We start from the raw sequence: 24,402 nt of genomic DNA on the forward strand, positions 1-24,402 counted from the left end.
TTATTTATTCGGCTTCAATTCAAATTTTATCGTTCTATTCTCATGCGTAAACTCAGGCCTGTATGTAGCGATATATGTATTTTCTTTCGTTACATCAAATAGCATTACATCTTGAATTTTTCCATCTGGCGCTACCTTTTTACTCGTAAAGCTATCATATTTATATTCTTTAAACTTTGTACCTTTCTTATCTGTAATCTCAAATTCGTAAAATGCAAACGGTATGTCCTTTTTACTATTATTTTTCACCGTGAAAACAATCCCTAAAATATCATCTTTCTTTTTATCTGTAGTGTAATCTGGATACCCTAATTGAACTGAATCGAGAGTTACTTGCAAACCATCCACGTCCACCGTCTCTCCTATTTTATAAACTTTATCTTGAACGTCCTCTTGTTTACTTTCATCGCTGTTTTTAGTTTCTGTGCAAGCACTTAAACTAAAAGCCATGCCACAAATTAAAACAATTCGACTCACTTTCTTTAACATACCCTTCCCCCTATATGAGACAAGATTTTTATATTTATCCCGCATTAACGGGCAGTAAAGCTCCCACCTCAAAATTCAGTTGGAGCAAAAAGTTAGGTGGGAGATCAACTGCCCGTAAACGCCCGATTGGTGCGGGCTAATAATCAGTGGGGAATGAACAAAACCCCCACTGATTAAAGTTTCACTTTATCATAGCAAAACTCTTTACGTTTTCTTGTCATATTTTGTCGTAGTAATTGCTAACTACACAAATAGAAAAAAGCTATCTTCTACAAAAGATAGCTTTCATGATGCCGATGACACTTTCAGTCCAATTACTCCTAAAACAATAAATAAAATGCAAAATGCTTGGAATAAGTTAATATGCTCTTTAAAAAAGTACACACTAATAATCGTAATAAGAAGTGTTCCTAAGCCCGACCAAATCGCATAAGCAATACTTAAGTTAATCTTCTTTACGACGATAGCAAATATACTGAAACAAATACCGTAAAAGACAAAAATAAGTACACTTGGAACGAGCTTTGTTAAACCGTTCGATAGTTTCATCGCTATCGTTCCAGCTACTTCAAAAATAATTGTTACGAGTAATAATAGCCAATATACCATACTAGAATCTCCTTCTCTGTTACCTTATAGAGATTCTAGTATACTACTTATAGTCCTAACGAAATATATTTAATTTCTAAATATTCCTCGATGCCGAAATGGCCTCCTTCGCGGCCGATACCACTTTCTTTAAAGCCACCAAATGGTGCTTGTGCAACTGATGGAAGGCCATCATTTAAACCGATAATACCGTACTCTAACGCTTCACTAATTTGGAATGCTTGGCTAATATCTTTTGTGAAAATATAAGCAGCCAAACCATATGGTGTATTATTTGCTCGCTCGATTACTTCTTCAACTGTTTTAAATTTCGCAACTGGTGCAACCGGTCCAAATGTTTCTTCATTCATACAAAGCATCGTGTCATTTGCCAATCCAATTACTGTTGGCTGAATGAAATAACCATCTAACTCTGCAAATTTATGGCCACCGTATAAAACTTCTCCGCCCTTTTGAATTGCATCTTCAATATGTTCTTGTACTTTCGAAACTGCATTCGCATCAATAAGTGGACCTACAGTTGTTCCTTCACCGAATCCATCTCCAACTTTAAGCTGCTCTACAGCTTTTGTGAACTTTCCTGCAAATTCTTCGTACACTTCTTCTTGAACAAAGACGCGGTTTGTACATATACACGTTTGTCCTGCGTTACGGAATTTCGAACCAATTACCGCTTCTACCGCCTTATCTAAATCAGCATCATTCATAACAATAAATGGAGCGTGACCACCTAATTCAAGCGAAACCTTTTTCATCGTTTGCGCAGCGCTAGCCATTAATTCTTTCCCAATTTCAGTTGATCCTGTAAAGGAAACTTTTCGAACGCGCTCATCTTCCATCCACGTATCAGCAATTGCTTTTGCACTACCTGTTACAATATTTATTACACCTTTTGGAATGTCTGCTTCATGTGCTAATTCAACTAACTTCAATGCAGTTAATGGCGTTTGACTCGCTGGTTTCACAACTGCCGTACAGCCTGCTGCAAGTGCTGGAGCTACCTTTCTCGTAATCATAGCAGCCGGGAAGTTCCACGGTGTAATAGCTGCCATAACCCCTACTGGTTGCTTCATAACTAAAATACGCTTATTCGGATGAGAAGCAGGAATCATTTCACCGTATATTCTCTTTCCTTCTTCTGCGTACCATTCAACAAAACTATTTGCATAGTTCACTTCACCAAGCGCTTCTGCAAACGGTTTTCCTTGCTCTCTCGTCATGATTGCTGCAATTTCTTCTTTATTTTCATCAATGAGTGTGAACCACTTTTTTAACTTTACTGCGCGATCCGCTGCCGTTAATTTTGACCATAATTTAAAAGCCTCATGCGCAGCATCAACTGCTTGCTTTGCCTCTGTAATCCCGCCCTTTGGTACAGTTGCAAATACTTCCTTTGTCGCTGGATTATTCACTTCGATTTGTTCTTGCAGTGTAATCCACTCACCATTTATATACATCGCCTTTTTCTCTAAATTTACGAACGTCGCTTTTTTATCCAATGTTTTCTTCCTCCTCTATGAACTTCTTAATCTTCCTAGTGGCAGCAGATTGACTTATTTGCAAAAACTCAGCCACTTTATAACTTGATCCATACGTTTTATACGCTTTAAGAATAATATTTCTCTCTACCTCTTCCAGCATTCTATAAAGACTTTGTCCGGATTGTTCAACCGTTGTCTCTTGCATAGATAGTGGCAAATCTTCTACCGTTACAAAATCATCAGCAGTGATAACAATTCGTTCAATTACATTTTCAATCTCTCTATTATTTCCTTCCCAAGGGTACCCTACAAACATTTGTAACGTACTAGGAGCTAACTTCACATCACGTCCGTACTTTTTATTAAAATGCTGTAAATAATGATAGATGAGCGGCAAAATGTCTTCTGTTCTCTCCCGAAGTGGCGGAATTGAAATTGGAATGACATTCAGACGATAGTATAAATCTTTCCGAAATGTTCCTTGTTTCACCATCGTACTTAAATCTCTATTTGTTGCCGCTACAATTCTAACGTCCACCTTTTTTAATTCTCTTCCGCCTATAGAGCGAAACGTTTTTTCTTGCAATACTTGCAAAAGCTTCGCTTGAATTTCAAGCGGCATTTCACCAATTTCATCTAAGAAAAGGGTCCCTTTATGTGCTGATTCTAATAGCCCCTTTTTCCCTTCACGATTTGCACCTGTAAAAGACCCACCTGAATATCCAAAAAGCTCAGATTCGATTAAATTCGTCGGCAATGCCGCACAATTAATTTCATAGAAACTTTCATTCTTCCGGTGACTCACTTCATGCAAATGGCGTACTAATCGACTTTTCCCCACTCCAGTCTCACCTAATACGAGAACAGTACTATCTACCACAGATACTTTTTTTATTGTTTCGATTATTTTTTGCATAGCGATGCTTTTAAAAATAAGCCCTTCATGCTCATATGTTTCTCTTAATTCTTTCTTATATGTCTTTAGCTGATTATCCATTTCCTCTACCTTTTGACGTAATTGATAGAGTTCAGTAAGATCACGAGAATAGCTAATCACTCTTCTTAAATTTCCTTCATCATCAAAAACAGGCCTTGTACGCACATGCAAATACTCTCCTGATTTCGTTGTTTGCACAAGTTCAACTGGCCTTTTCTTTTCAATTACTTCTAACGTTGCAGACGGATAAAAAATCCCTTCTTTCTGTAGTTCTTGTACATGCTTTCCTACTAATTCCTTAGCAGAGAGCTGGTAATGTCTTTCACACATACTATTTACACGTACAACGATTCCCTTATCATCCGTAACAAAAATTTCATCAAATGCATATTCAAATACATCTTGTAAATCCATCAACATTCGTTCCTTTTCTGCAACCATTCTAGCCACTCCCTACTTCAAATCCATCGATTCACTTTACTACCTTTATTATAAAATGAATTTTCTGCATTTTATATAGAGTAAGCTAGAATGTTTTCAATTTGTTATTTATACAAATCTATTTATATTTTTTAACACATAATTCGCTGCCTTAAAAAATAAAGAATGCCATCGCAACCACACCCTCACTTTGTTTTAGCTTGGCATGGGGCAGGAAAAGGGGCTGACCGATTCTATGCATGGACAGATGCTCTCTTCCGCCTAAAAAGAAAAGCTTTATTCCCTTTTTTAAGTTATCCCAATTCTTTATACACGAGCGATATTTGCTTGCTCATAACAAGCTTGCAATGATTCTTCAATTATTGTTAAACCTTCCTCAAGTTGCTCATCTGTAATCACTAATGGCATTAATACACGAATAACATTTCCATATGTTCCTGCGGATAATAAAAGTAGTCCACGCTTATTTGCTTCTGCACACAAATTAGACGCTAATGTTTTATCAGGCGCTTTCGTCTTGCGATCTTGAACGAGCTCGAATGCACACATTGCCCCTAAGCCGCGCACATCACCGATGCAATTATATTTATTTTCCATCTCTTGGAATCGGTTCATTACGACTTTCCCTATTTCTATTGCTCTATCATTTAATTTTTCTTTTTCTATTACATCAAGCACAGCTAATGCAGCCGCACATCCTAGTGGGCTTCCTGCATACGTTCCGCCAAGTTCCCCCGGTGCAGACTCATTCATAATTTCTTTACGCCCAATCACACCGCTTATCGGTACACCAGCACCTAATGATTTAGATACCGTAATTAAATCTGGAACGACATCATAATGATCAATTGCAAAGTATTTTCCGGTACGACTAAAGCCTGTTTGAATTTCATCAGCCACAAATAAAATACCGTGCTCTGAACAAATACTGCGTACTTCTTGAACAAATTTCTTACTTGGAACGATAAATCCACCTTCCCCTTGAACAGGTTCCATTACAACGGCTGCAATTGTTTCTGGTGCTACTTCTGATATGAAGAAGTTCTTAAACTCTTCAATGATAAAGTCATCATACTGCTCTTCTGTTAACCCTTCTGGGCGACGGTATTCATATGGGAATGGTGCTTTATATACTTCTGGAGCAAATGGGCCAAATCCAAATTTATATGGTTTTACTTTACTTGTCATCGTCATTGTCATTAATGTACGCCCATGAAATCCTTTAGAAAATGCGATAATTCCAGGTCTCTTCGTATATTTACGAGCAATCTTCACTGCATTTTCAACCGCTTCTGCCCCACTGTTTAAAAACAGCACTTGTTTGTCGAAATTACCTGGCGCTAATGCGGCAAGCTTTTCTGCCAATTCAATATATGGCTCATACATCATCACATTAAAACCAGTATGAATATATTGATCTACTTGTTTATGAAGCGCTTCTTTAACAGTAGGATGACAATGTCCTACATTAATTGTCCCGATTGCTCCTGCGAAATCAATGTACTGATTTCCATCCACATCTGTTACGAGTGCACCATTTGCAGACTGTACAAATGTTGGAATACCATTACTTACTCCTTTTGGTACTATATTTTGGCGGCGTTCTAATAAAGACGCTGCTTTCGGTCCTGGAATTTGTTCATCTACTTTAGCAAATTTTTTTGTGTTCATTATGTACCCCATCCTTTTCTATACAATGTTTTCTCTTTATATTGCAAGATGTGTGCCAACTTCCCATTTCTAGTATTCATCCCATTCCCTGAATATCTCGGCATAAAAAATAAGTCTATAAAGACTCATATAGAGTCCTTATAGACTTATTAATTTATACATTAGACTTTCTTTGTTTCCAAATAAACTCACCTGAATGAGAAATTAAATCTTCAACAGATTGTAATATTAAATCTGCAAGTGGTTCTAACGTTTGACGATCACCCGTACCAGATAGTACGCCAATCGCATAGCAGTCGCCACCATTTTTCGCTAAATGTAAATCCGTCGGTGTATCCCCGACGACCGCTACTTCACATGTCTCTAAATTAAATCTCTCACAAAACGATTCTACAATTTTTTTATCTGGCTTCTGTGCTGGAAATGTATCTGAAGCTATAACACAATCAAAAAAAGCTTCCAATTGATATTGCTTTAAAAATAATTCTGTCGGCGCGAAATCATCAGCTGTAACGACACCTAGAATAAATCCTCTATCCTTTAACGCCTGTAAAACTTTCGGTAAATCTGCCGTCATTCTCATATGTGAACGATGCTCGTACATAAGAGCAAATAACTTTTCACTCACCCATTGATGCATCTCTTCTTCTCTAGATGATGCAATATACTTACAAAGCCCCTTTGCCACATCAAGACTCGTTCCAGCAGCGATCGCACTACGAGGATGAACAAATGCTCCGTCTACACCAATCTCTTTTAATAAATCCTGCTGCATTGATTCTGGTAATTGATATAAATTTATACACTCTGTAACAAGCTCTTCAGCTACTTTTATCCAAATCGAATGAAAATCCATTAATGTCCCATCTTTATCAAATAGTATTGCTTTTACCTTCTCCATAGCACCCTACCTCTCATTTCTTATCTCCTCCAGTGTATCAATAAAGTATGTACATAAAATAAACAAATTGTAAAAATACCATAAAAATCAAACTAACTTCCAATTTACAATTCAGCTGTATAAAGTGAAACTTTAATCAACAGAGGCTTTTACAAGCAGCCCGACTCCTACCTAACTTCTTTGCTTCAGCCGAATTTTAAGATGGGAATGCTGGGGAAAAGCAAAAAAGGATGCCTTTAAAGGGCATCCTCTTGATGTTCAGGAACAAATAGTTCCAGACAATGATATATATTTTCAAATTCCATTGGTGCGTCTCCGCCATATTCACCATCTAAGTTGATCATTAATTTATCAGGGGAATGAACTTTAATACGATTCGCTTGTGTATATAGCACTTTCGGATTGTTAATATGTTCCCCACGCTGCGCTTGTGTTGCTGCTTTAATTAAATCAGCGATAGAACCTTTTTTCAGTACTAATAAATCAAATAATCCATCGTTAATAGATGCATATGGTGCTACTTTTTCGAATCCACCAACTGAACGAGTATTCGTAATTAAAAACATCGTAATTTCTTCTTGTAGCAGTTTCCCATCATACTCAATTTCAACATATGTTGGATGTAATGATGGTAACATTTCGATTCCTTTTAAATAGTAAGCAAGTTGGCCTAATACCGTTTTTAGCTTGCTTGGTACTTCATATGTTAATTCTGTAATACGGCCGCCACCAGCGATATTAATGAAATATGTATCATTCGCTCTACCAAGATCTAACGGTACCGTTGTTCCTTCACAAATAATATCCGCAGCCTCTTCAATAACACGAGGTACACCGATCGCACGCGCAAAATCATTTGTCGTTCCAACTGGAATAATACCAAACTTTGGACGATGCTCATGTCCTACTAAACCGTTCACTACTTCATTTAATGTACCATCACCACCAGCTGCGATAACAACATCAAACTTACGATCAGCAGCTTGCCTCGCTGCCACAGTCGCATCTCCAGGACCAGTTGTCGCATGACAAGACGCTTCATATCCAGCTTGTTCTAATTTCTGTAATACTTCTGGTAAGCTCTTCTTAAATAGCTCGCGCCCAGAAGTAGGATTATAAATAATTCTTGCTCGCTTCATATTTATTAGCACAGGAAATTCCTTATTCATTGAAAAACGAATACACCGAACCCTTATTCAGTATCCCTATGCCTACCTCCTCTCATCTTCCTATCCTTCTTTAATTCCGCTCAAACAGGCAGTAAGAACCCGATTCGTGTAGCCCATCAAAAGTAACTGTTCACTCCTGATAGTTTTGTTTTATTTAACCAAGAAATTTATCCCGCATTAACGGGCAGTAAAACTCCCACCTCAAAATTCGGCTGGGGCAAAGAAGTTATGTGGGAGATCAACTGCCCGTAAATGCCCGATTGGTGAAGGCTAATAATCAGTGGGGGATGAACAAAACCCCCACTGATTAAAGTTTCACTTTATGTCTATCCATTCTCTCACATCAATTTACATATAATGAATAATAATTATCTATTATTTCACGAGATGAAAAAAACCTCTATGTCTAGATTTATCATTATTCCCACCTTTTTGCAACTATCATACCATAGTTGCTATAGAAACATTTTTTCACTTTTGACAGTTAATCAAACGTTTGTTTAAATTATTTTTCACCATTTAAACAAACGTTTGATTAACTCAGAAAAAACACCCAAATACGGGTGTTTTTTCTGTTTAATCTTTAAGAATCTATACTATTTTAGCGCTTATTAATCTCTTCAAGTAAGATTTTGTTAACAAGCGGTGGATTTGCTTGTCCTTTTGTAGCTTTCATAATTTGACCAACTAAGAAGCCAATTGCACGGTCTTTACCGTTTTTAAAGTCTTCAATAGATTGCTCATTATTATCAAGAATTTCTGTTACAACCTTACGAAGTGTTCCTTCGTCAGAAATTTGAACAAGCCCTTTCGCTTTAACGATTTCTTCTGGGTCTCCACCTTTTTCAATTAATTCGTTAAATACTTTCTTCGCGATTTTAGAAGAAATTGTACCTTTTTCAATTAATTGAACCATTTTAGATAAGCCAGCAGGCGTTAATGCAACGTCTTTTAATTCTTTTTGTTGTTTGTTTAAGTATGCAAGTACTTCACCCATTAACCAGTTTGATGTTAATTTCGCATCAGCACCTTCTGCAACTGTTGCTTCAAAGAAATCAGACATCTCTTTCGTTAATGTCAATACATGCGCATCATAAGCCGGTAAACCAACTTCTTCAACATAGCGAGCTTTACGTGCATCTGGAAGTTCTGGAATAGAAGCACGAATTTCTTCTTTCCACTCATCGTCGATGTAAAGTTCAACTAAGTCTGGCTCTGGGAAGTAACGGTAATCGTCAGATCCTTCTTTTATACGCATTAAGATTGTTTTCTTCGTTGCTTCATCATAACGACGTGTTTCTTGTTGGATGATACCGCCAGATAATAATTCTTTTTCTTGGCGCACTTGCTCATGCTCAAGACCTTTTTGCACGTAATTGAAAGAGTTTAAGTTTTTCAGTTCTGCTTTTGTACCGAACTTCTCTTGTCCAACTGGACGAAGGGAAATATTCGCATCACAACGAAGAGAACCTTCTTCCATCTTACAATCAGATACACCTGTATATTGAATGATTGATTTTAACTTCTCTAAGTAGGCATATGCTTCCTCTGGAGTACGCATATCTGGCTCAGATACGATCTCGATTAAAGGCATACCTTGACGGTTGTAGTCTACTAATGAACCTTCAGCTGTATGCGTTGATTTACCAGCATCTTCTTCTAAATGAAGACGTGTAATACCGATACGTTTCTTTTTACCGTCTACTTCGATTTCAATCCAACCATTTTCACCAATTGGCTTATCAAATTGAGAAATTTGGTAAGCTTTCGGATTATCTGGGTAGAAATAGTTTTTACGGTCGAACTTCGTTTCCGTTGCGATTTCACAGTTTAATGCCATTGCAGCTTTCATTGCAAAGTTAACTGCTTCCTTATTTAAAGTAGGAAGTACCCCTGGGTATCCTAAGTCAATTACACTCGTTTGTGTATTTGGCTCCGCTCCGAATTCTGTTGGACTCGCAGAGAAAATTTTCGAATTTGTTTTTAACTCAACGTGAACCTCTAAACCAATAATTGTTTCTAAATTCATCTATGCTCGCCTCCTTACAGACTTGCTTTTTTTGTATGATAGTCTGTTGCTTGCTCAAACGCATGTGCAACGCGGTAAATTGTCGTTTCATCGAAGTGTTTACCAATGATTTGTAAACCAAGTGGCATGTTGTTAGCACCGAATCCACATGGAACAGAAATCGCTGGAACACCCGCTAAGTTTACTGGAATTGTTAAAATGTCATTTGCATACATTGTCATTGGATCGTCCACTTTTTCGCCCACTTTAAATGCTGGAGTTGGCGTTGTTGGTCCAATAATAACATCGTAGTTAGCAAATACATTTTCAAAGTCATTTTTAATTAATGTACGTACTTGTTGTGCTTTTTTGTAATATGCATCATAGTAACCAGAGCTAAGAGCAAATGTACCAAGCATAATACGACGTTTTACTTCATCACCGAAACCTTCGCTACGTGTGTTTTTGTAAAGATCTAATAAATTATTTACATTATCAGAACGAACACCGTAACGTACGCCATCAAAGCGTGAAAGGTTCGCAGATGCTTCAGAAGAAGATAATAAGTAATACGTTGCTAGAGCGTATTTAGAGTGCGGAAGAGATACTTCCTCCCAAGTTGCGCCCATACCTTCTAACACTTTTAAAGCAGCTAGTACTGACTCACGAGCTTCTTCGCCAACACCTTCGCCTAAGTATTCTTTCGGTACAGCAATGCGTAAACCTTTAACGTCGCCTGTTAAACCAGCTAAGTAGTTTCCTACTTCAACGTTTGCAGAAGTTGCATCCATACGGTCAATACCTGAAATAGCTTGTAATAAGTATGCATTGTCTTCTACTGTACGTGTAATCGGTCCGATTTGGTCAAGTGAAGATGCGAATGCTACTAATCCGTAACGAGATACGCGTCCGTAAGTTGGTTTTAAACCTACAACGCCGCAATATGCAGCTGGCTGACGGATAGAACCACCCGTATCAGAACCTAGAGAGAATAATACTTCTCCTGCTGCTACTGCTGCTGCAGAACCACCACTAGATCCGCCTGGAACGTAATCTAAGTTCCATGGATTTTTTGTAGCGTAGAAGCCTGAGTTTTCATTTGAAGAACCCATTGCGAACTCGTCCATATTTAATTTACCGATTGTAACTGTGTCAGCAGCTTTTAGCTTTTGTACAACTGTCGCATCGTAAATTGGATCGAAGTTTGCTAACATTTTGCTCGCACAAGTTGTACGAAGACCGTTAGTTACAATGTTATCTTTTACACCGATTGGCATACCGAATAATAAACCATTATCCTCAGCACCAATCTTTGCATCTAATTCTTTCGCTTTCGCGCGTGCATTTTCTTCATCTAATGTAAGAAAAGCTTTTACGTTATCTTCAACATCCGAAATACGTTTGTAAGATTCTTCTACTAAATCCGTAACGGAAATTTCTTTGTTGTTTAACTTCTTATGTAACTCTGATACAGAATGATCAAATAATGACATCGAAATTCCCTCCTCTATTCTAATACTGCTGGAACACGGATTTGATTATCTTTGTGATCCGGTGCATTTTTTAATACTTCTTCTACTGGTAAACCTTTTTCTGGCACATCTTCACGCATAACATTTTTCATAGTTAATACATGAGTTGTTGGTTTTACATCAGTTGTATCTAATTCATTTAACTGTTCTGCAAATGTAACAATTGCATCTAGTTGTTTTTGGAATTTTTCTGCTTCTTGATCAGTAATTGCAAGACGTGCTAAATGTGCTACGTGCTTTACATTCTCAACGGAAATTCTTGACACGGCTAGGCCACCTCCATAATATATCGTTCAATCTACAATACTATTGATGATACCAAATTTCCAGTACTTCAAGCAAGTCAACACACGGCACTTACGGCATTTTTACATAAAAAAAGAAAGGCAAGTGCCTTTCTTTACAATTTACTCTTTATCTAACGATTTATTTTTCGGAAATCTTTCATTATCTTCCTCATTATCACGAATTGTTTTTTGTAATACAAAACAAGACATCGTTAAAAATAATGTTCCTATTAAATAGTACCCTTTTACACTAAGCGTTTCATCTAACGTGTAAATCCCAATTAGCATTCCTGACAGCGCACAAACAAATGAAGTCCATGCTAAAAACGTGAACGCTTGCGTATTTCGTCTTCTCATCGTTCTCCCCCTCGTTAGCTGTACACCCATTATAGATAAATATATTTATCACAATGGATTTTTATGTAAATTTTCTTTTTTCTATTTATTAATCTATCACAAAAAATTGCTATTTTGAAGATAATTTTCTTTCTAATCTGAAAAAACAATCAAAATCATTGACATTTATTTCAATTCCACATAAAATAAAAACAAATATTACGAACCTCGAAATATACTGGAGTGGAAATAATTGTTGCAATATGAACATTTTTTAGACTTACTGCTAGATAACGCCAAGAAACTTTTCTATCCTGAAGAATGGGTAAGCCTTGATTTAACACTTTCCAAAACAGAAGTATTTTGTTTACTTTGGATGGAGCGAAATACAGATATTACAATGACAAAAATCGCTGATCTTCTTGATATACCGATGAGTACAACGACAGGCGTTGTAAATCGCCTTGTAAAAAAGGGCTATATTGAACGCTACCGTGATGAAAGCGATCGACGCATTGTATTAATTCATTTAACAGAAAACGGCGTAATGCTCGTTCAAGAAGTGAAACAAAATGCGGCCCATTACTTTAGCCTAGTGACGGAAGCATTGTCAGAAGAAGAAAAAGCATTCTTACTACAAATCTTCCAAAAGATCATGAATCACATTGCTACGTCACAGCAAAAAACAGAAGAAAAGGTTTCTACACCTAAAATGAAAAACATTCCAATTGAATAAAACCCTAGTTGGGTTTTTATTCAATTAAATATTTCGCAACTCGTAATATTCGATACTCGAAACAAAGGGGATAGAATGATGAGAATTATTTTGTATACGGGTAAAGGCGGCGTAGGAAAAACTAGCATTTCAGCAGCAACAGCACTTCAAAGTGCAAAACAAGGATTAAAAACATTAGTAATGAGCACAGACCCCGCTCATAGTTTAGGAGATTCCTTTGGTATAAAGCTATCTTCTGAGCCATTAGAAATTCGTGAAAATTTATGGGCACAAGAAATTAATACGATTTATGAAATGGAAAAAGGCTGGGGGAAATTGCAGAAATATATTACACTACTCTTCACTTCCAAAGCAGCCGATGATATCACAACAGAAGAATTAACGATGTTCCCTGGTATGGAAGATTTAATTAGCTTACTTCGAGTACTCGATTACTATAAACACAACACTTACGACGTCATCATTATTGATTGCGCACCGACTGGAGAAACTTTAGCAATGCTCAGCTTTCCAGACATGCTCGGCTGGTGGATGGAAAAACTCTTTCCTATTAAAAGAAAAGTTTTAAAAGTCGTTCGTCCTGTAGCTCAACCACTCCTTGGTATCCCCCTTCCAACCGATGATATTATGGACGAATTAACAAATACACTTGAACAGCTTGGAGAAATGAGAGATATTTTATCAAACCGAGAGGTAACAAGTATCCGCATCGTTGTAAATCCTGAAAAAATGGTCATTAAAGAAGCACAGCGCAGCTTTACGTATTTAAACTTATACGATTATAACGTTGATGCCATTATGATTAACCGCGTCATCCCTAACACTGTCACCGACCCTTATTTTCAAGCATGGAAAGATACACAAAAGAAATATAAAACATTAATTCAAGATAGTTTTCAGCCACTTCCTATTTACGAAGCTCCGATGTTTGAACAAGAAGTTGTTGGTTTGTCTATGTTAGAGCGTGTAGGAGACGCTTTATTTAAATCTGACTCTTCTCCTACGGAAGTGAAATTTAACGGTCGCACACAATATGTAAAAAAAGATGGCGATGAGTATATTTTCGTTCTGTCCATTCCCTTCTCAAACAAAAGTGAACTTTCATTAAATCAAAAAGGTGATGAACTTATTATTCGAGCCGGTTCTGCGAAGCGAAATATCACCTTGCCAAAAACATTAACGCACCTTTCTATTCAAGGAGCTAAGTTTGAAGATGATGTACTAAACATTCGGTTTGGAGGTGTAGTACATGCATGATGAACTACTAAGAAAGGTAATTCGTACAAAAATAAAAGTCGGTATGCGTATATTAGAAGAGCTACCGAATCCGATTCAGCAATCAGCTAAGCAAGTACTAAATATTTTACAGGAGGAGCTAGCTACTTATCCGAAAGAACAAGAGCATCACGAAGGTAATTTAAAAAGTATTATAATTGAATAACTATCTTTGTATAGAGGGCCTTTTTAGGCTTTCTATACCTTTATTGGAGTGATGTAAGTTGCTGAAAAAACATTCCACTATTATGCTTTGGATCATTCCTTTACTATTTTTCATTCATAACCTTGAAGAATCTTTCCAGATGCCACAATATCTTGCTAATCAATTTTCCATTCATCTTATAACTAGCCAACAATTTTTCATTGCAATTTCCATATTAACAACCTTTGTCTTAATCATAGTCATTCTATATCAATTAAGCATCATATCTTCTATTTACTGGATCATTTTTATACAGGGCTGTATCTTTTTTAACGCCGTTCAGCATATTATCTTGTATTTCATTTATCGTTCTTATAATCCAGGTGTAATATCAGCAGCTTCCATTGTTCTGTTTTCTTCTTTTCATCAGAAAAATGCTTAATCAATAAAAGGAATTTAGCAATTACACTCATTTTCAGTTTACTCTCTTACCCAATCATAATTTGGATTACCTTATTATTAGCTAACTGTTTTAAATAAAAAAAGACCAGGAAAACTCCTGGTCCATCACTCTACTTAACAAACATTGGATTCTATGTTATACAAAATTGGAAGGTACAGAATTAGGGTTTTGTTTGTTAAGTAGATTATATGTTGAACGAGCTAACAGCGGAGGGGTTCCTACTGTTAGTCGTTAAACCCGATAATTATTTTACGATTTTTTCAAGCTCATCAAGTGAAAGATCTACTGAAATGGAACCATCATTTGTTTCTTTCTTAATTGCATCTGTTACTTCTTTTGAATGGTATAATTCAATTACTTTTTTCAGTGTTGGATCCTTTTTATCTTTCGTACGAGCTGCGAAAATATTAATATAGGCCTTTGCATTTTCATTATTTGGATCTTCTAAGAAAATCGGATCCTTCGCTGGGTCTAATCCAGCTTGACCAGCAACACCGTTATTAATAACTGAAGCCGCTACATCTTTTAACACACGAGGTGTTTGCTGTGCGATAACTGGTGTAATTTTTAACTTCTTCGGATTTTCAGCAATGCCACTTGGATCCCCAAATAGACCGAAATCTTTCTTAAGCTTTAATAATCCAGCTGCATCAAGAAGTTTTAATGCACGCGCTTGGTTCGTTGGATCATTTGGAATAGCAATTTCTGAACCATCTGGGATTTCATTTGCTTTCTTATATTTTTCAGAGTATAAGCCCATCGGTGCAATTTGTGTTGTACCAACAGCTGTAATATCTAATTTATGCTCTTTTTTAAATTGCTCTAAGAAAGCAATGTGCTGGAATGAGTTTAGTTCAATATCTCCATCAGCTAACGCTTTATTTGGCGTTGTATAATCAGAGAACTCAATCAGTTTAACTTTAATCCCTTCTTTTTCAGCTTTTTCCTTTACAATTTCCCAAGCGTTTCCATCCGTTCCAGTTACACCAATGCGAACTACTTTCTCTTTAGCTCCTGCACCTGTGTCTCCACCTGAGCAGCCGCTTAAGGCTGTAATTCCTACGATCGCTGATAATGCAAATGCTAAAATTTTCTTCATTTTCTTTTCCCCTCTTCCTTTTATGATCTGCGTAAAAAGACTTTCGCAAAGTAGTTTCCTAAATTTTGAGCTACCTGTACAAGAATAATAAGTAAAACGACCGTTACGAACATAACTGACGTATCAAAGCGTTGATAACCATATGTCATTGCTAAGTCACCAAGACCGCCACCACCGACAAGCCCAGCAACTGCAGAAAATTCAATTAAACCAACTGTCATAAACGTGACACCTAAGATTAATGGTGCTAACGCTTCTGGCACGAGGATTTCAAAAACAATTCTGAGTGGCGAAGCCCCCATTGCTTGCGCTGCTTCAATTACCCCTTTCGGAACAGAAACAAGATTTGTTTCAACCATTCTAGCAATACCAATTGATGCAACTAACGTCATTGGGAAGATTGCTGCCGCTGTTCCAATCGTTGTTCCAATAACACTTCTTGTTAGTGGGCTTAAAGCTACTAAAAAGATAATGAATGGAACCGGACGAATTGTATTAATTATGATATTAAGAATAGAAAAGACCCATTTATTTTCTAAAAAGTTTCCTTTTCTCGTTACATATAAAAGTAAACCTAGAGGTATACCAAGAATTGTAGCGAATATAAGGGTTACAATTACCATTAAGAGGGTATCCCCCGTCGCATCTAATATGCGAGGCCAAAATATACTCCAATCAACTCGCATGAGCTTCTACCTCCTTCAGCTGCACTTGCAGTCTTAGATGTTGTAATGCTTTTTGAATTTCTTTCTGTTCACCTTGTAGTTCTACAAGAAGATTTCCAAATAGCACATTTTGGAGTTCAATAATATTTCCGTAAAGAACATTTACATCGACGTTATAGTTTTTCGCAATATATGATAGTACAGGCTGCCCTGTCTCTTCCCCAGTAAAAGTCAGGCGATAAATCTGACCTCCGTTTTGAATTTTCGCTAGAACACTTTCTGGTAAGTGATCATTAATAACAGAGCGTACAAAATTTTGAGTTGTCTTTGTTTTTGGTTGTGTGAAAACGTCAAACAGTTTTCCTTCTTCAATTACTTTTCCTTTTTCCATAACAGCTACACGGTGACAAATTTCTTTCACAACGTGCATTTCATGTGTAATAAGTAGAATCGTTAAATTGTACTCTCTATTTACTTTCTTTAATAAATTTAAAATTTCTGTTGTTGTTTCCGGATCTAAAGCTGATGTTGCCTCATCACATATGAGAATATCCGGTGATGTCGCAAGTGCTCTTGCAATCCCAACGCGCTGCTTTTGTCCACCTGATAACTGTTCTGGATAATAGTTCGCTTTATCTTCTAAACCAACAAACTTTAGTAGTTCATTCACTCTTTCTTTTATCTCATTCTTCGGCAATTTCGCTAACCTTAATGGATAAGCAATGTTCCCAAACACTGTTCTTGAATTAAATAGATTAAAGCTTTGAAAAATCATCCCAATTCTTTGTCTTAGTTTCCGTAACTCTTTCGCCGATAATGATGTAATATCTTTATCGTCTATTGAAATTGTTCCTGCAGTTGGTCGTTCTAACATATTTACTAAACGTAATAACGTACTCTTTCCAGCACCACTAAATCCGATAATGCCAAAAATTTCGCCCTTTTCAACTGACAGCGTTACATCCTCCACCGCATGAACAGATTGCCCACCTGATTCATATACTTTACTTACATTGTTAAAAGAAATCATTTTCTTCCCTCCTATATGCTGTAAAACTTGAAGTAGAGCTTTCGAGGTAAAATAAAAAGTGCTCTCCTTCTTATCACTTGTAAAAGATAAGAAGGAGAGCACTTATATGTACTCGTTCACATCTTCTCATCTTCCAAGCCTACTTTAAGCTTGCTGGAGTTAGCACGGTATTAAAAAACCCGTTGCTGAGGTATCGTAGGGCCAGTCCCTCCACCTCTCTGGATAAGAGTGTATCGATTTAATTGTCGTTTAATTAATTCTCATTATAGAACTCAGAATAATAAGAGTCAATATATTTTTTAGAAAAATATTAATTATTCCTCTATTAAAATTTTCAAATAAAAAAATCACAATACAATAGTAATTTTTATAGTTATGTAACATCCTCCTCACTCATACTTTTAAAGAGGAGAATCTTCTCTACTAATTGAATAACAGTATTTCAATATGAATTCGGAGGAAGATAAATATATGAAAACAGCCCTTTTGCTCGTCGATATTCAAAATGATTATTTTCCAAATGGCAAGATGGAATTACGTAATCCCGTAGAAGCAAGTGAATATGCTGATCAGCTACTACAACATTTTAGAATTAGAAACGAACCTATTTTTCATATCCAACATGTAGCTATAAAGGATAGTGCTACTTTTTTCCTACCCAATACAGAAGGTGTCCATATTCACGAAAATGTCCGTCCACTTAGAGAGGAATCCGTTATCCTTAAACATTATCCAAATAGCTTCCGAGAAACTGATCTTCTAGAACGATTACAACGTTCAGGAATTGAGCACGTCGTAATCTGCGGGATGATGACCCATATGTGTATTGATGCTACGGTAAGGGCTGCTTTTGATTTTGGCCTTCACTGTACCGTAATACACGATGCTTGTGCTACAAAAGATCTTTCATTTAAGAATGCTACTATACCAGCTGTTTATATTCATAATACAATTTTGGCGAGTTTAAATGGAGTATACGCAAATATAATGAGTACAGAAGAGTTTTTAGCGACCTAAAAAAACACCCCTTTCAGTGAGCAAAACCGAAAGGAGTGTTCTCTTGTCAAACCATAGATTTTCTTTCAAATTGTATTATACAGGAAATCCTCAAAATGAATACTAAAAAATATGACTAATAAGTCAATTTTTCTCGCTGTTTTGTTTCTATTTTCATGTTTATCCCGATATTAATAGGGTTTAACTAATCCTAAAGAATACATAGTAATATTTGGTAACTATTTCTCGATTTAAATTAACTAGCTTCTATTATAGAGAATTTCTCAAAAAAAAGAGATCTTCACAAACCGTGAAGATCTCTTTTACCATTTCTTATAAAGTTTCAGAAGTAGTTTTTGCTTGCATATGAAGTGCTAAGTAGTCAGGGCCACCAGCTTTAGAGTCTGTACCAGACATGTTAAAGCCACCGAATGGTTGGTAACCTACGATTGCACCAGTACATCCACGGTTGAAGTATAAGTTACCAACGTGGAAGTCTTCACGTGCTTTTTCAATATGGTCACGGTTGTTAGAAAGAACTGCTCCTGTTAAACCGTATTCTGTATTATTTGCAATTGCAAGTGCATGATCAAAGTCTTTTGCTTTACAGAATGCTACTACTGGTCCGAAGATTTCTTCTTTCATTAAACGAGCATCTTCTGCAACGTCAGCAACGATTGTTGGTTGGATGAACCAGCCTGTAGAATCGTCTCCTTCGCCACCTGATACGATTTTACCTTCTTCTTTACCAATTGCAACATAGCTCATTACTTTATCGAATGCAGCTTGGTCATTAACAGGTCCCATGTTGATGTCTTTTGCATCTGGGTTACCTACTGTTAATTCTTTTGTTAATTCCACAGCACGATTTAATACATGATCGTATACATCTTCATGGATTACTGCACGAGAACATGCAGAACATTTTTGTCCTGAGAATCCGAATGCTGATGCAACGATAGATTTAGCTGCGAATTCAAGATCTGCTTCTTTATCAACAACGATTGTATCTTTACCGCCCATTTCAGCGATAACACGTTTTAGCCAAATTTGGCCTGGGTTTACTTTCGCTGCCCGCTCATAAATACGAATACCTACATCGCGAGATCCAGTGAAGCTAACGAAACGTGTACGAGGGTGATCTACTAAGTAGTCACCAACTTCAGAACCATTACCTGGAACGAAGTTTACTACGCCAGCTGGTAAACCAGCTTCTTCTAATACTTCCATAAATTTCGCTGCTACTACAGGAGTTGTACTAGCTGGTTTTAGTAATACTGTGTTACCAGAAACTACAGCAGCTGTTGTCATACCTGCCATAATTGCGAATGGGAAGTTCCAAGGAGAAATGATAACACCTACTCCTAATGGAATGTAAGAGTAACGATTATATTCAATTGGACGGCTTTCTACTGGCATACCGTCTTTTAATTTCAACATTTGACGAGCATAATATTCCATAAAATCGATTGCTTCTGCTGTATCAGCATCTGCCTCATTCCATGGTTTACCTGCTTCTTTTACAAGAATAGCAGAGAACTCATGTTTTCTACGACGAACGATTGCTGCAGCACGGAATAAAATATCTGCACGCATTTCTGGTTTTGACTTTCTCCAAGTTTGGAATGTTGCATCCGCTACTTGCATTGCTTTTTCAGCTAATTCACGGCTTGCTTTTGAAACGCGACCAACAAGTTCCTCTTTATTTGCAGGGTTTACAGAAACAATTTTGTCTTCTGTAGTGATTTTTTCTCCCCCGATAATTAATGGATAGTCTTGTCCAAGATAAGATTCTACTTTCTTTAAACCCTCTTCAAACGCTAATTTGTTAGCCTCTACTGAAAAATCTGTAAATGGCTCATGTTTGTATGCTACTACCATCTTTTTAGCCTCCCCTTAGAAAAACGTTTACATTTTACAACATTATTCTACACGATAATTTAGATTTATTCAAATATTCCTAGACTTATATTTTGAAAATTAATAAATTTTTAAAATATAATAAAAAAAAAGAGATTCATACATACGTATGAATCTACAAAATATGAGTATATTCCAAAACATTTTTCCCAATTAATAAAATAGTAACTAATAAAAATAAGGTCCTTACATATCCAATACCTTTTTGAACTGCAAACTTCGATCCAAAATAAGCACCTAAAATCATTGATAATCCCATAATTATACCGTATTCAAAATGAATCACATCTAAAAATAAAAAAGTAATTAAAGATACGATATTACTAACGAAGTTCAAAAGTTTTCCAGATGCTGCCGCTTGAATAAAATCCAAACCAATTAATAAAAATGCAAAAATTAAAAAGGATCCTGTCCCTGGTCCAAAAAATCCATCATAAAATCCTATCATTAAAATAACAAAGAAAAACATTAATGTTTTTCCTTTTGTCATCTTTTTATAGGTAGATGCACTTCCCCAATCTTTTTTCGCAATAATATAAATGGCAATAAAGACCAACATTACGAGCACTAGTGGGCGCAAAATATCAGGCGGAATAAACTTTACTACTAAAGCACCTGCGACCGCTCCAATAATAGTTAATGGGATTAACTTTCCTACAATCCGAAAATCCACCTTGCCTGATCGAATAAAATAAATTGTACTCGTAAGCGTCCCCATCGTTGCTGCCAATTTATTCGTTGCGATTGCCGAAGCTGGTGATAAACCAACAAACATAAGTGCAGGAAGCGAAATTAACCCTCCCCCTCCAACAACCGAATCAATAAAAGCAGCTAAAAACCCGAATGCAATTAATAAAATAATGACTTGAAAGCTTAGTTCTTCCATGAATTTGCCCCTTACCCCTTTATTTGTAACATTTAAAATTATAACAAAATTTTTCAAGAAAAAAAGCTGTTCCTTTACGGAACAGCTCTCATCTTTTAATCTAAAATTTTCACAAACGGTTCATCTTGCTTCGCTTCACGTATAATAATCGCTTCTGGACGTTCTACAGATTTAATTGTTACTTGTACTTTCATATAATTCGGGAAGTATTCCATAACAAGTCCAGCTACATATTGTGTAAAACCAATTACTTCAGCTTTCCCATTGAATTGAACAGGAATATCAAGCTTCATTTCTTTTAATTCATCATCTCTATACATTCCAGTACCGATAACAGCTGTATAATCACCTTGGAAATACTCACTTAACTTCGCTTTAAAGTTTGACACCCTTGCAAGGTCTTCACGTTTATTATCCGCTTTTGCTTGTTCAGACGGGAACAAATAATATTTCTCATTGATTGCTTTCCAATCCTCAACCGTTTCACTGCCTTTTTCTACCTTAGCATAAGAAACAAAATTCCCTGGCACAAGTGAAGACTTTGGACCTTGACGATAAATTGCAAATGTTATCGGAACATTTTTTGTGTTAGCGTCTTTTTGATGCATGAATTTCAAGATTTCTTGTGCCATTCTTTTCCCTTCAGCTAACATTTTTTCATCTGGGATTGCAGCTTCACGTGGATACCCATGCTCTTCCTCATAATATTGAATAGAATTCATCGCTAATCCAATTACAATGCCATCAGGTTCATTATCGTTCCCACCTTTTTGTACATAGTAATCATGCTCTAAAATATTTGAGATATACATTGGATTTTTTTTATTTTTCACTTCTAGTGACTCCGAACCTTCACTTAAGGCTGGATTCAGTCCGATATTCGGAAATTTAACTGCATCTTTTTTCAACTTATCCTCTAGCTCTTTTTGTTCAGCATCTGTACGCTTCCTTTTTACAAGCATTTGTATATTTTGAGCCTCTAGAACCTTTCCACCTTTAAAGAAATAATCTTTCGTACTAAATGATTCTTTGGCAATGCGCATTAGTCCTGTTTCAAATTCATCTATATCTAGACGACTATTTAAACCTTGTACAACTAAACCACGTGCCTTACCTGAATCAAATGGAACCGTTGTCTTATAATATTCATCCGAAATGGAGTATTTCGGGATAACTGCTTGTTCTTTCGCTTTCCCTGATTTCTCAACTGCTTTTTCATCTTTATTGGAACCCATACTACACCCACTTACAAGTAGGCTAAGACTTAATACCGCTAACGCTATTTTTTTCATCGTAAGTTTGCACCTCTTACTTATTCAGCTCTTGTAAGAACCTCTCTTCATTCCAAACTTCAACATTGTGCTTCTCTGCTTGCGCTAATTTTGAACCAGCAGCTTCACCAGCAACAACTAAATCCGTACTTTTACTAACACTTCCTGTTACTTTTCCACCTAATGCCTCAATCTTCTTCTTTGCTTCACTGCGTCCCATAACTTCTAATTTACCTGTTAAGACGACAGTTTTTCCTGCAAAGTACGATTCAACATTTTGTAGATCAGCAACTTTTATACCTTTGTATGCCATGTTCACGCCATACTCTTTAAATTGTTGTAATAGCTCTAATACGTCTTCATTATCGAAATACGTTACAACGGATTGAGCCATTTTTTCACCAATCTCGTTAATTGTTTTTAGTTCTTCTTCCGTTGCTTTCACAAGCTCATCCATCGTTTCGAAATACTCAGCAAATGTACGTGCGGCTTTCGCACCGACATGACGAATACCAAGACCGAATAACAATCGCTCTAATGAGTTTTCCTTCGAATTCTCAATTGCTTGGACTAAATTTGTTGCTGATTTTTCACCGAAACGTTCTAGTTGTAATAATTGCTCTTTCGTCAATGAATATAAATCAGCAAACGTACGAATATAATCCGCATCAAAGAGTTGTGTAATTACACGTTCTCCAAGTCCATCAATATTCATTGCATTTCTTGAAACGAAATGGATTAATCCTTCACGAATTTGAGCTGGACAAGTCGGATTTATACATCGAAGTGCTACTTCTTCTTCTAAACGAACAAGTTCACTCTCACATGCTGGACAATGCGTTGGCATATGATATTCTTCTTCCTCACCAGTACGCTTATCAAAAATAACGTTCACAACTTCAGGAATGATATCTCCAGCCTTTTTCACAACAACGTAGTCACCAATTCGAATATCCTTTTCACGAATTAAATCTTCGTTATGTAAAGAAGCACGACGAACGATAGTACCAGCCACTCTAACTGGCTCGAGCTCCGCAGTTGGTGTTACAACCCCTGTGCGGCCGACACTTAATTCAATCCCTGTTAATCTCGTAACAACTTCTTCAGCTGGGAATTTATAAGCTATTGCCCATCTTGGACTCTTTGCTGTAGTTCCTAAGCTTTCTTGAATAGCAACATCATCTACTTTTATAACGATTCCGTCAATCTCATAATCAAGATGCGGGCGTTTTTCTTGCCACTCTTCTACATAGGCTATTACGTCTTCAATTGTTTCACATGTACGACGATTTGGATTCGTCTTAAATCCAAGCTCACCTAAGAAATCCAGTGATTCACTGTGGGATGGAATTGTTTTTTCTTCTACATTAGCAAGACCATACACAAACATAGATAAGTTACGCTTCGCTGCAATTTTCGGATCAAGTTGACGTATCGATCCTGCTGCCGCATTACGCGGATTTGCAAATACATCTTCACCATTTTGCTCTTTTTCCTCATTTAATTTAACAAATGAACGCTTCGGCATATAAGCCTCGCCTCGCGCTTCTAACGTTACTTCTTCATTTAATCGAAGTGGAATTGCTTTAATCGTTTTCAAGTTTTGGGTAATATCTTCACCCGTTACACCATCACCACGTGTTGCACCTTGAATAAAGCGCCCTTTTTCATAATGAAGTGAAACAGCAAGTCCGTCAATTTTTAATTCGCATATATATCTTACATTCGTATCATCAATTCCTTGACGTACTCTTCGGTCAAAATCACGCAAATCTCCTTCATTAAATGCGTTACCTAAACTTAACATCGGTGATTTATGCGTTACCTTTTCAAATATATCAAGTACAGCTCCCCCAACTCGAATAGAGGGGGAGTCTTCCGTTACAAATTCAGGGTTCTCTGCTTCTAATTTCATAAGCTCCTGCATATCACGGTCATATTCCGCATCAGAAACAGAAGGATTGTCTAATACGTGATATTGATAGTTAAATGTATTTAACAAATCACGCAGTTCTTCTATACGTTTTTTTGTTATCTCTTTTGACATATCCTCAG

General features: G+C 36.7%; 22 protein-coding genes, 1 pseudogene and 1 riboswitch. Of the genes and pseudogenes, 5 read left to right on the forward strand and 18 right to left on the reverse strand.

Annotated elements, in window-relative coordinates:
- The 11 genes from MKX77_RS22250 to MKX77_RS22300 all read right to left on the reverse strand — a co-directional run bounded on the left by MKX77_RS22250 (position 1) and on the right by MKX77_RS22300 (position 11,882).
- A complete protein-coding gene (locus MKX77_RS22250; protein WP_215555066.1) occupies positions 1–489 on the reverse strand; it encodes a DUF4352 domain-containing protein in 489 nt (162 codons plus the stop codon).
- Between the two features lie 285 nt (positions 490–774).
- Entirely contained in the window at positions 775–1,098 is a 324-nt protein-coding gene (locus MKX77_RS22255) for a DMT family transporter (protein ID WP_002113527.1), read from the reverse strand.
- A gap of 47 nt (positions 1,099–1,145) precedes the next feature.
- Complete coding sequence (gene gabD / locus MKX77_RS22260) at positions 1,146–2,597, reverse strand: NADP-dependent succinate-semialdehyde dehydrogenase (protein WP_070169792.1); 1,452 nt, start codon at positions 2,595–2,597, stop codon at positions 1,146–1,148.
- The gene (locus MKX77_RS22265) at positions 2,590–3,957 is read right to left on the reverse strand and encodes a sigma-54 interaction domain-containing protein (RefSeq protein ID WP_341307831.1); all 1,368 of its coding nucleotides are present in this window, start codon (positions 3,955–3,957) and stop codon (positions 2,590–2,592) included. The genes gabD and MKX77_RS22265 overlap by 8 nt, the downstream gene beginning before the upstream one ends.
- Positions 3,958–4,263: 306 nt before the next feature.
- Positions 4,264–5,628: a 4-aminobutyrate--2-oxoglutarate transaminase gene (gene gabT / locus MKX77_RS22270; protein WP_341307832.1), complete on the reverse strand. Its 1,365-nt coding sequence runs from the start codon at positions 5,626–5,628 to the stop codon at positions 4,264–4,266.
- A 154-nt stretch (positions 5,629–5,782) separates the two neighbouring features.
- Complete coding sequence (locus MKX77_RS22275) at positions 5,783–6,529, reverse strand: HAD family hydrolase (protein ID WP_341307833.1); 747 nt, start codon at positions 6,527–6,529, stop codon at positions 5,783–5,785.
- Between the two features lie 236 nt (positions 6,530–6,765).
- Positions 6,766–7,668 (reverse strand): diacylglycerol kinase, encoded by a 903-nt coding sequence (locus MKX77_RS22280; protein ID WP_033714579.1) that lies wholly within the window; start codon positions 7,666–7,668, stop codon positions 6,766–6,768.
- A 631-nt stretch (positions 7,669–8,299) separates the two neighbouring features.
- Positions 8,300–9,727, reverse strand: coding sequence for an Asp-tRNA(Asn)/Glu-tRNA(Gln) amidotransferase subunit GatB (gatB, locus tag MKX77_RS22285; RefSeq protein ID WP_002201956.1), 1,428 nt, complete (start codon positions 9,725–9,727; stop codon positions 8,300–8,302).
- 14 nt (positions 9,728–9,741) lie between these two features.
- On the reverse strand, positions 9,742–11,199 hold the full coding sequence (gene gatA, locus MKX77_RS22290) for an Asp-tRNA(Asn)/Glu-tRNA(Gln) amidotransferase subunit GatA (protein WP_002139408.1): 1,458 nt from the start codon (positions 11,197–11,199) through the stop codon (positions 9,742–9,744).
- A gap of 14 nt (positions 11,200–11,213) precedes the next feature.
- The gene (gatC, locus tag MKX77_RS22295; RefSeq protein ID WP_000086999.1) at positions 11,214–11,504 is read right to left on the reverse strand and encodes an Asp-tRNA(Asn)/Glu-tRNA(Gln) amidotransferase subunit GatC; all 291 of its coding nucleotides are present in this window, start codon (positions 11,502–11,504) and stop codon (positions 11,214–11,216) included.
- Positions 11,505–11,645: 141 nt separating this feature from the next.
- Positions 11,646–11,882, reverse strand: coding sequence for a YiaA/YiaB family inner membrane protein (locus MKX77_RS22300; RefSeq protein ID WP_002029490.1), 237 nt, complete (start codon positions 11,880–11,882; stop codon positions 11,646–11,648).
- Positions 11,883–12,114: 232 nt separating this feature from the next.
- Between MKX77_RS22300 and MKX77_RS22305 the strand changes: the two genes are divergently transcribed.
- From MKX77_RS22305 to MKX77_RS22320, 4 genes and pseudogenes are all read left to right on the forward strand, one after another.
- A complete protein-coding gene (locus MKX77_RS22305) occupies positions 12,115–12,597 on the forward strand; it encodes a MarR family winged helix-turn-helix transcriptional regulator (protein ID WP_341307834.1) in 483 nt (160 codons plus the stop codon).
- 75 nt (positions 12,598–12,672) lie between these two features.
- The gene (locus MKX77_RS22310) at positions 12,673–13,854 is read left to right on the forward strand and encodes an ArsA family ATPase (RefSeq protein WP_341307835.1); all 1,182 of its coding nucleotides are present in this window, start codon (positions 12,673–12,675) and stop codon (positions 13,852–13,854) included.
- The gene (locus tag MKX77_RS22315; RefSeq protein ID WP_215555059.1) at positions 13,847–14,038 is read left to right on the forward strand and encodes a DUF3926 domain-containing protein; all 192 of its coding nucleotides are present in this window, start codon (positions 13,847–13,849) and stop codon (positions 14,036–14,038) included. The genes MKX77_RS22310 and MKX77_RS22315 overlap by 8 nt, the downstream gene beginning before the upstream one ends.
- A 58-nt stretch (positions 14,039–14,096) precedes the next feature.
- Positions 14,097–14,557, forward strand: a pseudogene (locus MKX77_RS22320) (HXXEE domain-containing protein).
- 167 nt (positions 14,558–14,724) lie between these two features.
- On the opposite strand, the gene MKX77_RS22325 reads toward MKX77_RS22320, so the two are convergent.
- From MKX77_RS22325 to MKX77_RS22335, 3 genes are read right to left on the reverse strand one after another with little or no spacing between them, the layout of a single operon-like run.
- Complete coding sequence (locus MKX77_RS22325) at positions 14,725–15,579, reverse strand: MetQ/NlpA family ABC transporter substrate-binding protein (protein WP_215555057.1); 855 nt, start codon at positions 15,577–15,579, stop codon at positions 14,725–14,727.
- A gap of 20 nt (positions 15,580–15,599) precedes the next feature.
- Positions 15,600–16,265, reverse strand: a complete 666-nt coding sequence (locus MKX77_RS22330) for a methionine ABC transporter permease (protein WP_002091343.1) — start codon at positions 16,263–16,265, stop codon at positions 15,600–15,602.
- Positions 16,255–17,274: a methionine ABC transporter ATP-binding protein gene (locus MKX77_RS22335; protein ID WP_002029486.1), complete on the reverse strand. Its 1,020-nt coding sequence runs from the start codon at positions 17,272–17,274 to the stop codon at positions 16,255–16,257. Before MKX77_RS22335 ends, MKX77_RS22330 begins: the two co-directional genes overlap by 11 nt.
- A 123-nt stretch (positions 17,275–17,397) precedes the next feature.
- Positions 17,398–17,503: riboswitch (SAM riboswitch) on the reverse strand.
- Positions 17,504–17,745: 242 nt separating this feature from the next.
- On the opposite strand from MKX77_RS22335, the gene MKX77_RS22340 reads away from it, so the two are divergent.
- A complete protein-coding gene (locus MKX77_RS22340) occupies positions 17,746–18,291 on the forward strand; it encodes a cysteine hydrolase family protein (RefSeq protein WP_002159488.1) in 546 nt (181 codons plus the stop codon).
- Between the two features lie 312 nt (positions 18,292–18,603).
- Here the strand turns inward: MKX77_RS22340 and pruA are convergent, their stop codons facing one another.
- The 4 genes from pruA to ligA form a co-directional block, all read right to left on the reverse strand.
- Positions 18,604–20,151, reverse strand: coding sequence for an L-glutamate gamma-semialdehyde dehydrogenase (pruA, locus tag MKX77_RS22345; RefSeq protein ID WP_215555054.1), 1,548 nt, complete (start codon positions 20,149–20,151; stop codon positions 18,604–18,606).
- Positions 20,152–20,305: 154 nt separating this feature from the next.
- Positions 20,306–21,076, reverse strand: coding sequence for a TSUP family transporter (locus tag MKX77_RS22350; protein WP_002091347.1), 771 nt, complete (start codon positions 21,074–21,076; stop codon positions 20,306–20,308).
- A 95-nt stretch (positions 21,077–21,171) separates the two neighbouring features.
- Positions 21,172–22,368 carry a CamS family sex pheromone protein gene (locus MKX77_RS22355; protein WP_215555052.1) on the reverse strand — a complete coding sequence of 399 codons (1,197 nt, stop codon included), beginning with the start codon at positions 22,366–22,368 and terminating at the stop codon, positions 21,172–21,174.
- A 16-nt stretch (positions 22,369–22,384) separates the two neighbouring features.
- Positions 22,385–24,394: an NAD-dependent DNA ligase LigA gene (ligA, locus tag MKX77_RS22360; RefSeq protein WP_341307836.1), complete on the reverse strand. Its 2,010-nt coding sequence runs from the start codon at positions 24,392–24,394 to the stop codon at positions 22,385–22,387.
- Positions 24,395–24,402 lie beyond the last annotated feature (8 nt).

It is taken from the genome of Bacillus sp. FSL R9-9410, from assembly GCF_038050385.1.
In the GTDB taxonomy this organism is placed as follows: domain Bacteria; phylum Bacillota; class Bacilli; order Bacillales; family Bacillaceae_G; genus Bacillus_A; species Bacillus_A cereus_U.

Bases quoted from the DNA above. Each gene is read 5' to 3' on its own strand.
- MKX77_RS22250 (WP_215555066.1), bottom strand. From the start codon at position 489: ATGTTAAAGAAAGTGAGTCGAATTGTTTTAATTTGTGGCATGGCTTTT.
- MKX77_RS22255 (WP_002113527.1), bottom strand. From the start codon at position 1,098: ATGGTATATTGGCTATTATTACTCGTAACAATTATTTTTGAAGTAGCT.
- MKX77_RS22265 (WP_341307831.1), bottom strand. From the start codon at position 3,957: ATGGTTGCAGAAAAGGAACGAATGTTGATGGATTTACAAGATGTATTT.
- gabT (WP_341307832.1), bottom strand. From the start codon at position 5,628: ATGAACACAAAAAAATTTGCTAAAGTAGATGAACAAATTCCAGGACCG.
- MKX77_RS22275 (WP_341307833.1), bottom strand. From the start codon at position 6,529: ATGGAGAAGGTAAAAGCAATACTATTTGATAAAGATGGGACATTAATG.
- MKX77_RS22280 (WP_033714579.1), bottom strand. From the start codon at position 7,668: ATGAAGCGAGCAAGAATTATTTATAATCCTACTTCTGGGCGCGAGCTA.
- gatB (WP_002201956.1), bottom strand. From the start codon at position 9,727: ATGAATTTAGAAACAATTATTGGTTTAGAGGTTCACGTTGAGTTAAAA.
- gatA (WP_002139408.1), bottom strand. From the start codon at position 11,199: ATGTCATTATTTGATCATTCTGTATCAGAGTTACATAAGAAGTTAAAC.
- MKX77_RS22300 (WP_002029490.1), bottom strand. From the start codon at position 11,882: ATGAGAAGACGAAATACGCAAGCGTTCACGTTTTTAGCATGGACTTCA.
- MKX77_RS22310 (WP_341307835.1), top strand. From the start codon at position 12,673: ATGATGAGAATTATTTTGTATACGGGTAAAGGCGGCGTAGGAAAAACT.
- MKX77_RS22315 (WP_215555059.1), top strand. From the start codon at position 13,847: ATGCATGATGAACTACTAAGAAAGGTAATTCGTACAAAAATAAAAGTC.
- MKX77_RS22325 (WP_215555057.1), bottom strand. From the start codon at position 15,579: ATGAAGAAAATTTTAGCATTTGCATTATCAGCGATCGTAGGAATTACA.
- MKX77_RS22330 (WP_002091343.1), bottom strand. From the start codon at position 16,265: ATGCGAGTTGATTGGAGTATATTTTGGCCTCGCATATTAGATGCGACG.
- MKX77_RS22335 (WP_002029486.1), bottom strand. From the start codon at position 17,274: ATGATTTCTTTTAACAATGTAAGTAAAGTATATGAATCAGGTGGGCAA.
- MKX77_RS22340 (WP_002159488.1), top strand. From the start codon at position 17,746: ATGAAAACAGCCCTTTTGCTCGTCGATATTCAAAATGATTATTTTCCA.
- pruA (WP_215555054.1), bottom strand. From the start codon at position 20,151: ATGGTAGTAGCATACAAACATGAGCCATTTACAGATTTTTCAGTAGAG.
- MKX77_RS22350 (WP_002091347.1), bottom strand. From the start codon at position 21,076: ATGGAAGAACTAAGCTTTCAAGTCATTATTTTATTAATTGCATTCGGG.
- MKX77_RS22355 (WP_215555052.1), bottom strand. From the start codon at position 22,368: ATGAAAAAAATAGCGTTAGCGGTATTAAGTCTTAGCCTACTTGTAAGT.
- ligA (WP_341307836.1), bottom strand. From the start codon at position 24,394: ATGTCAAAAGAGATAACAAAAAAACGTATAGAAGAACTGCGTGATTTG.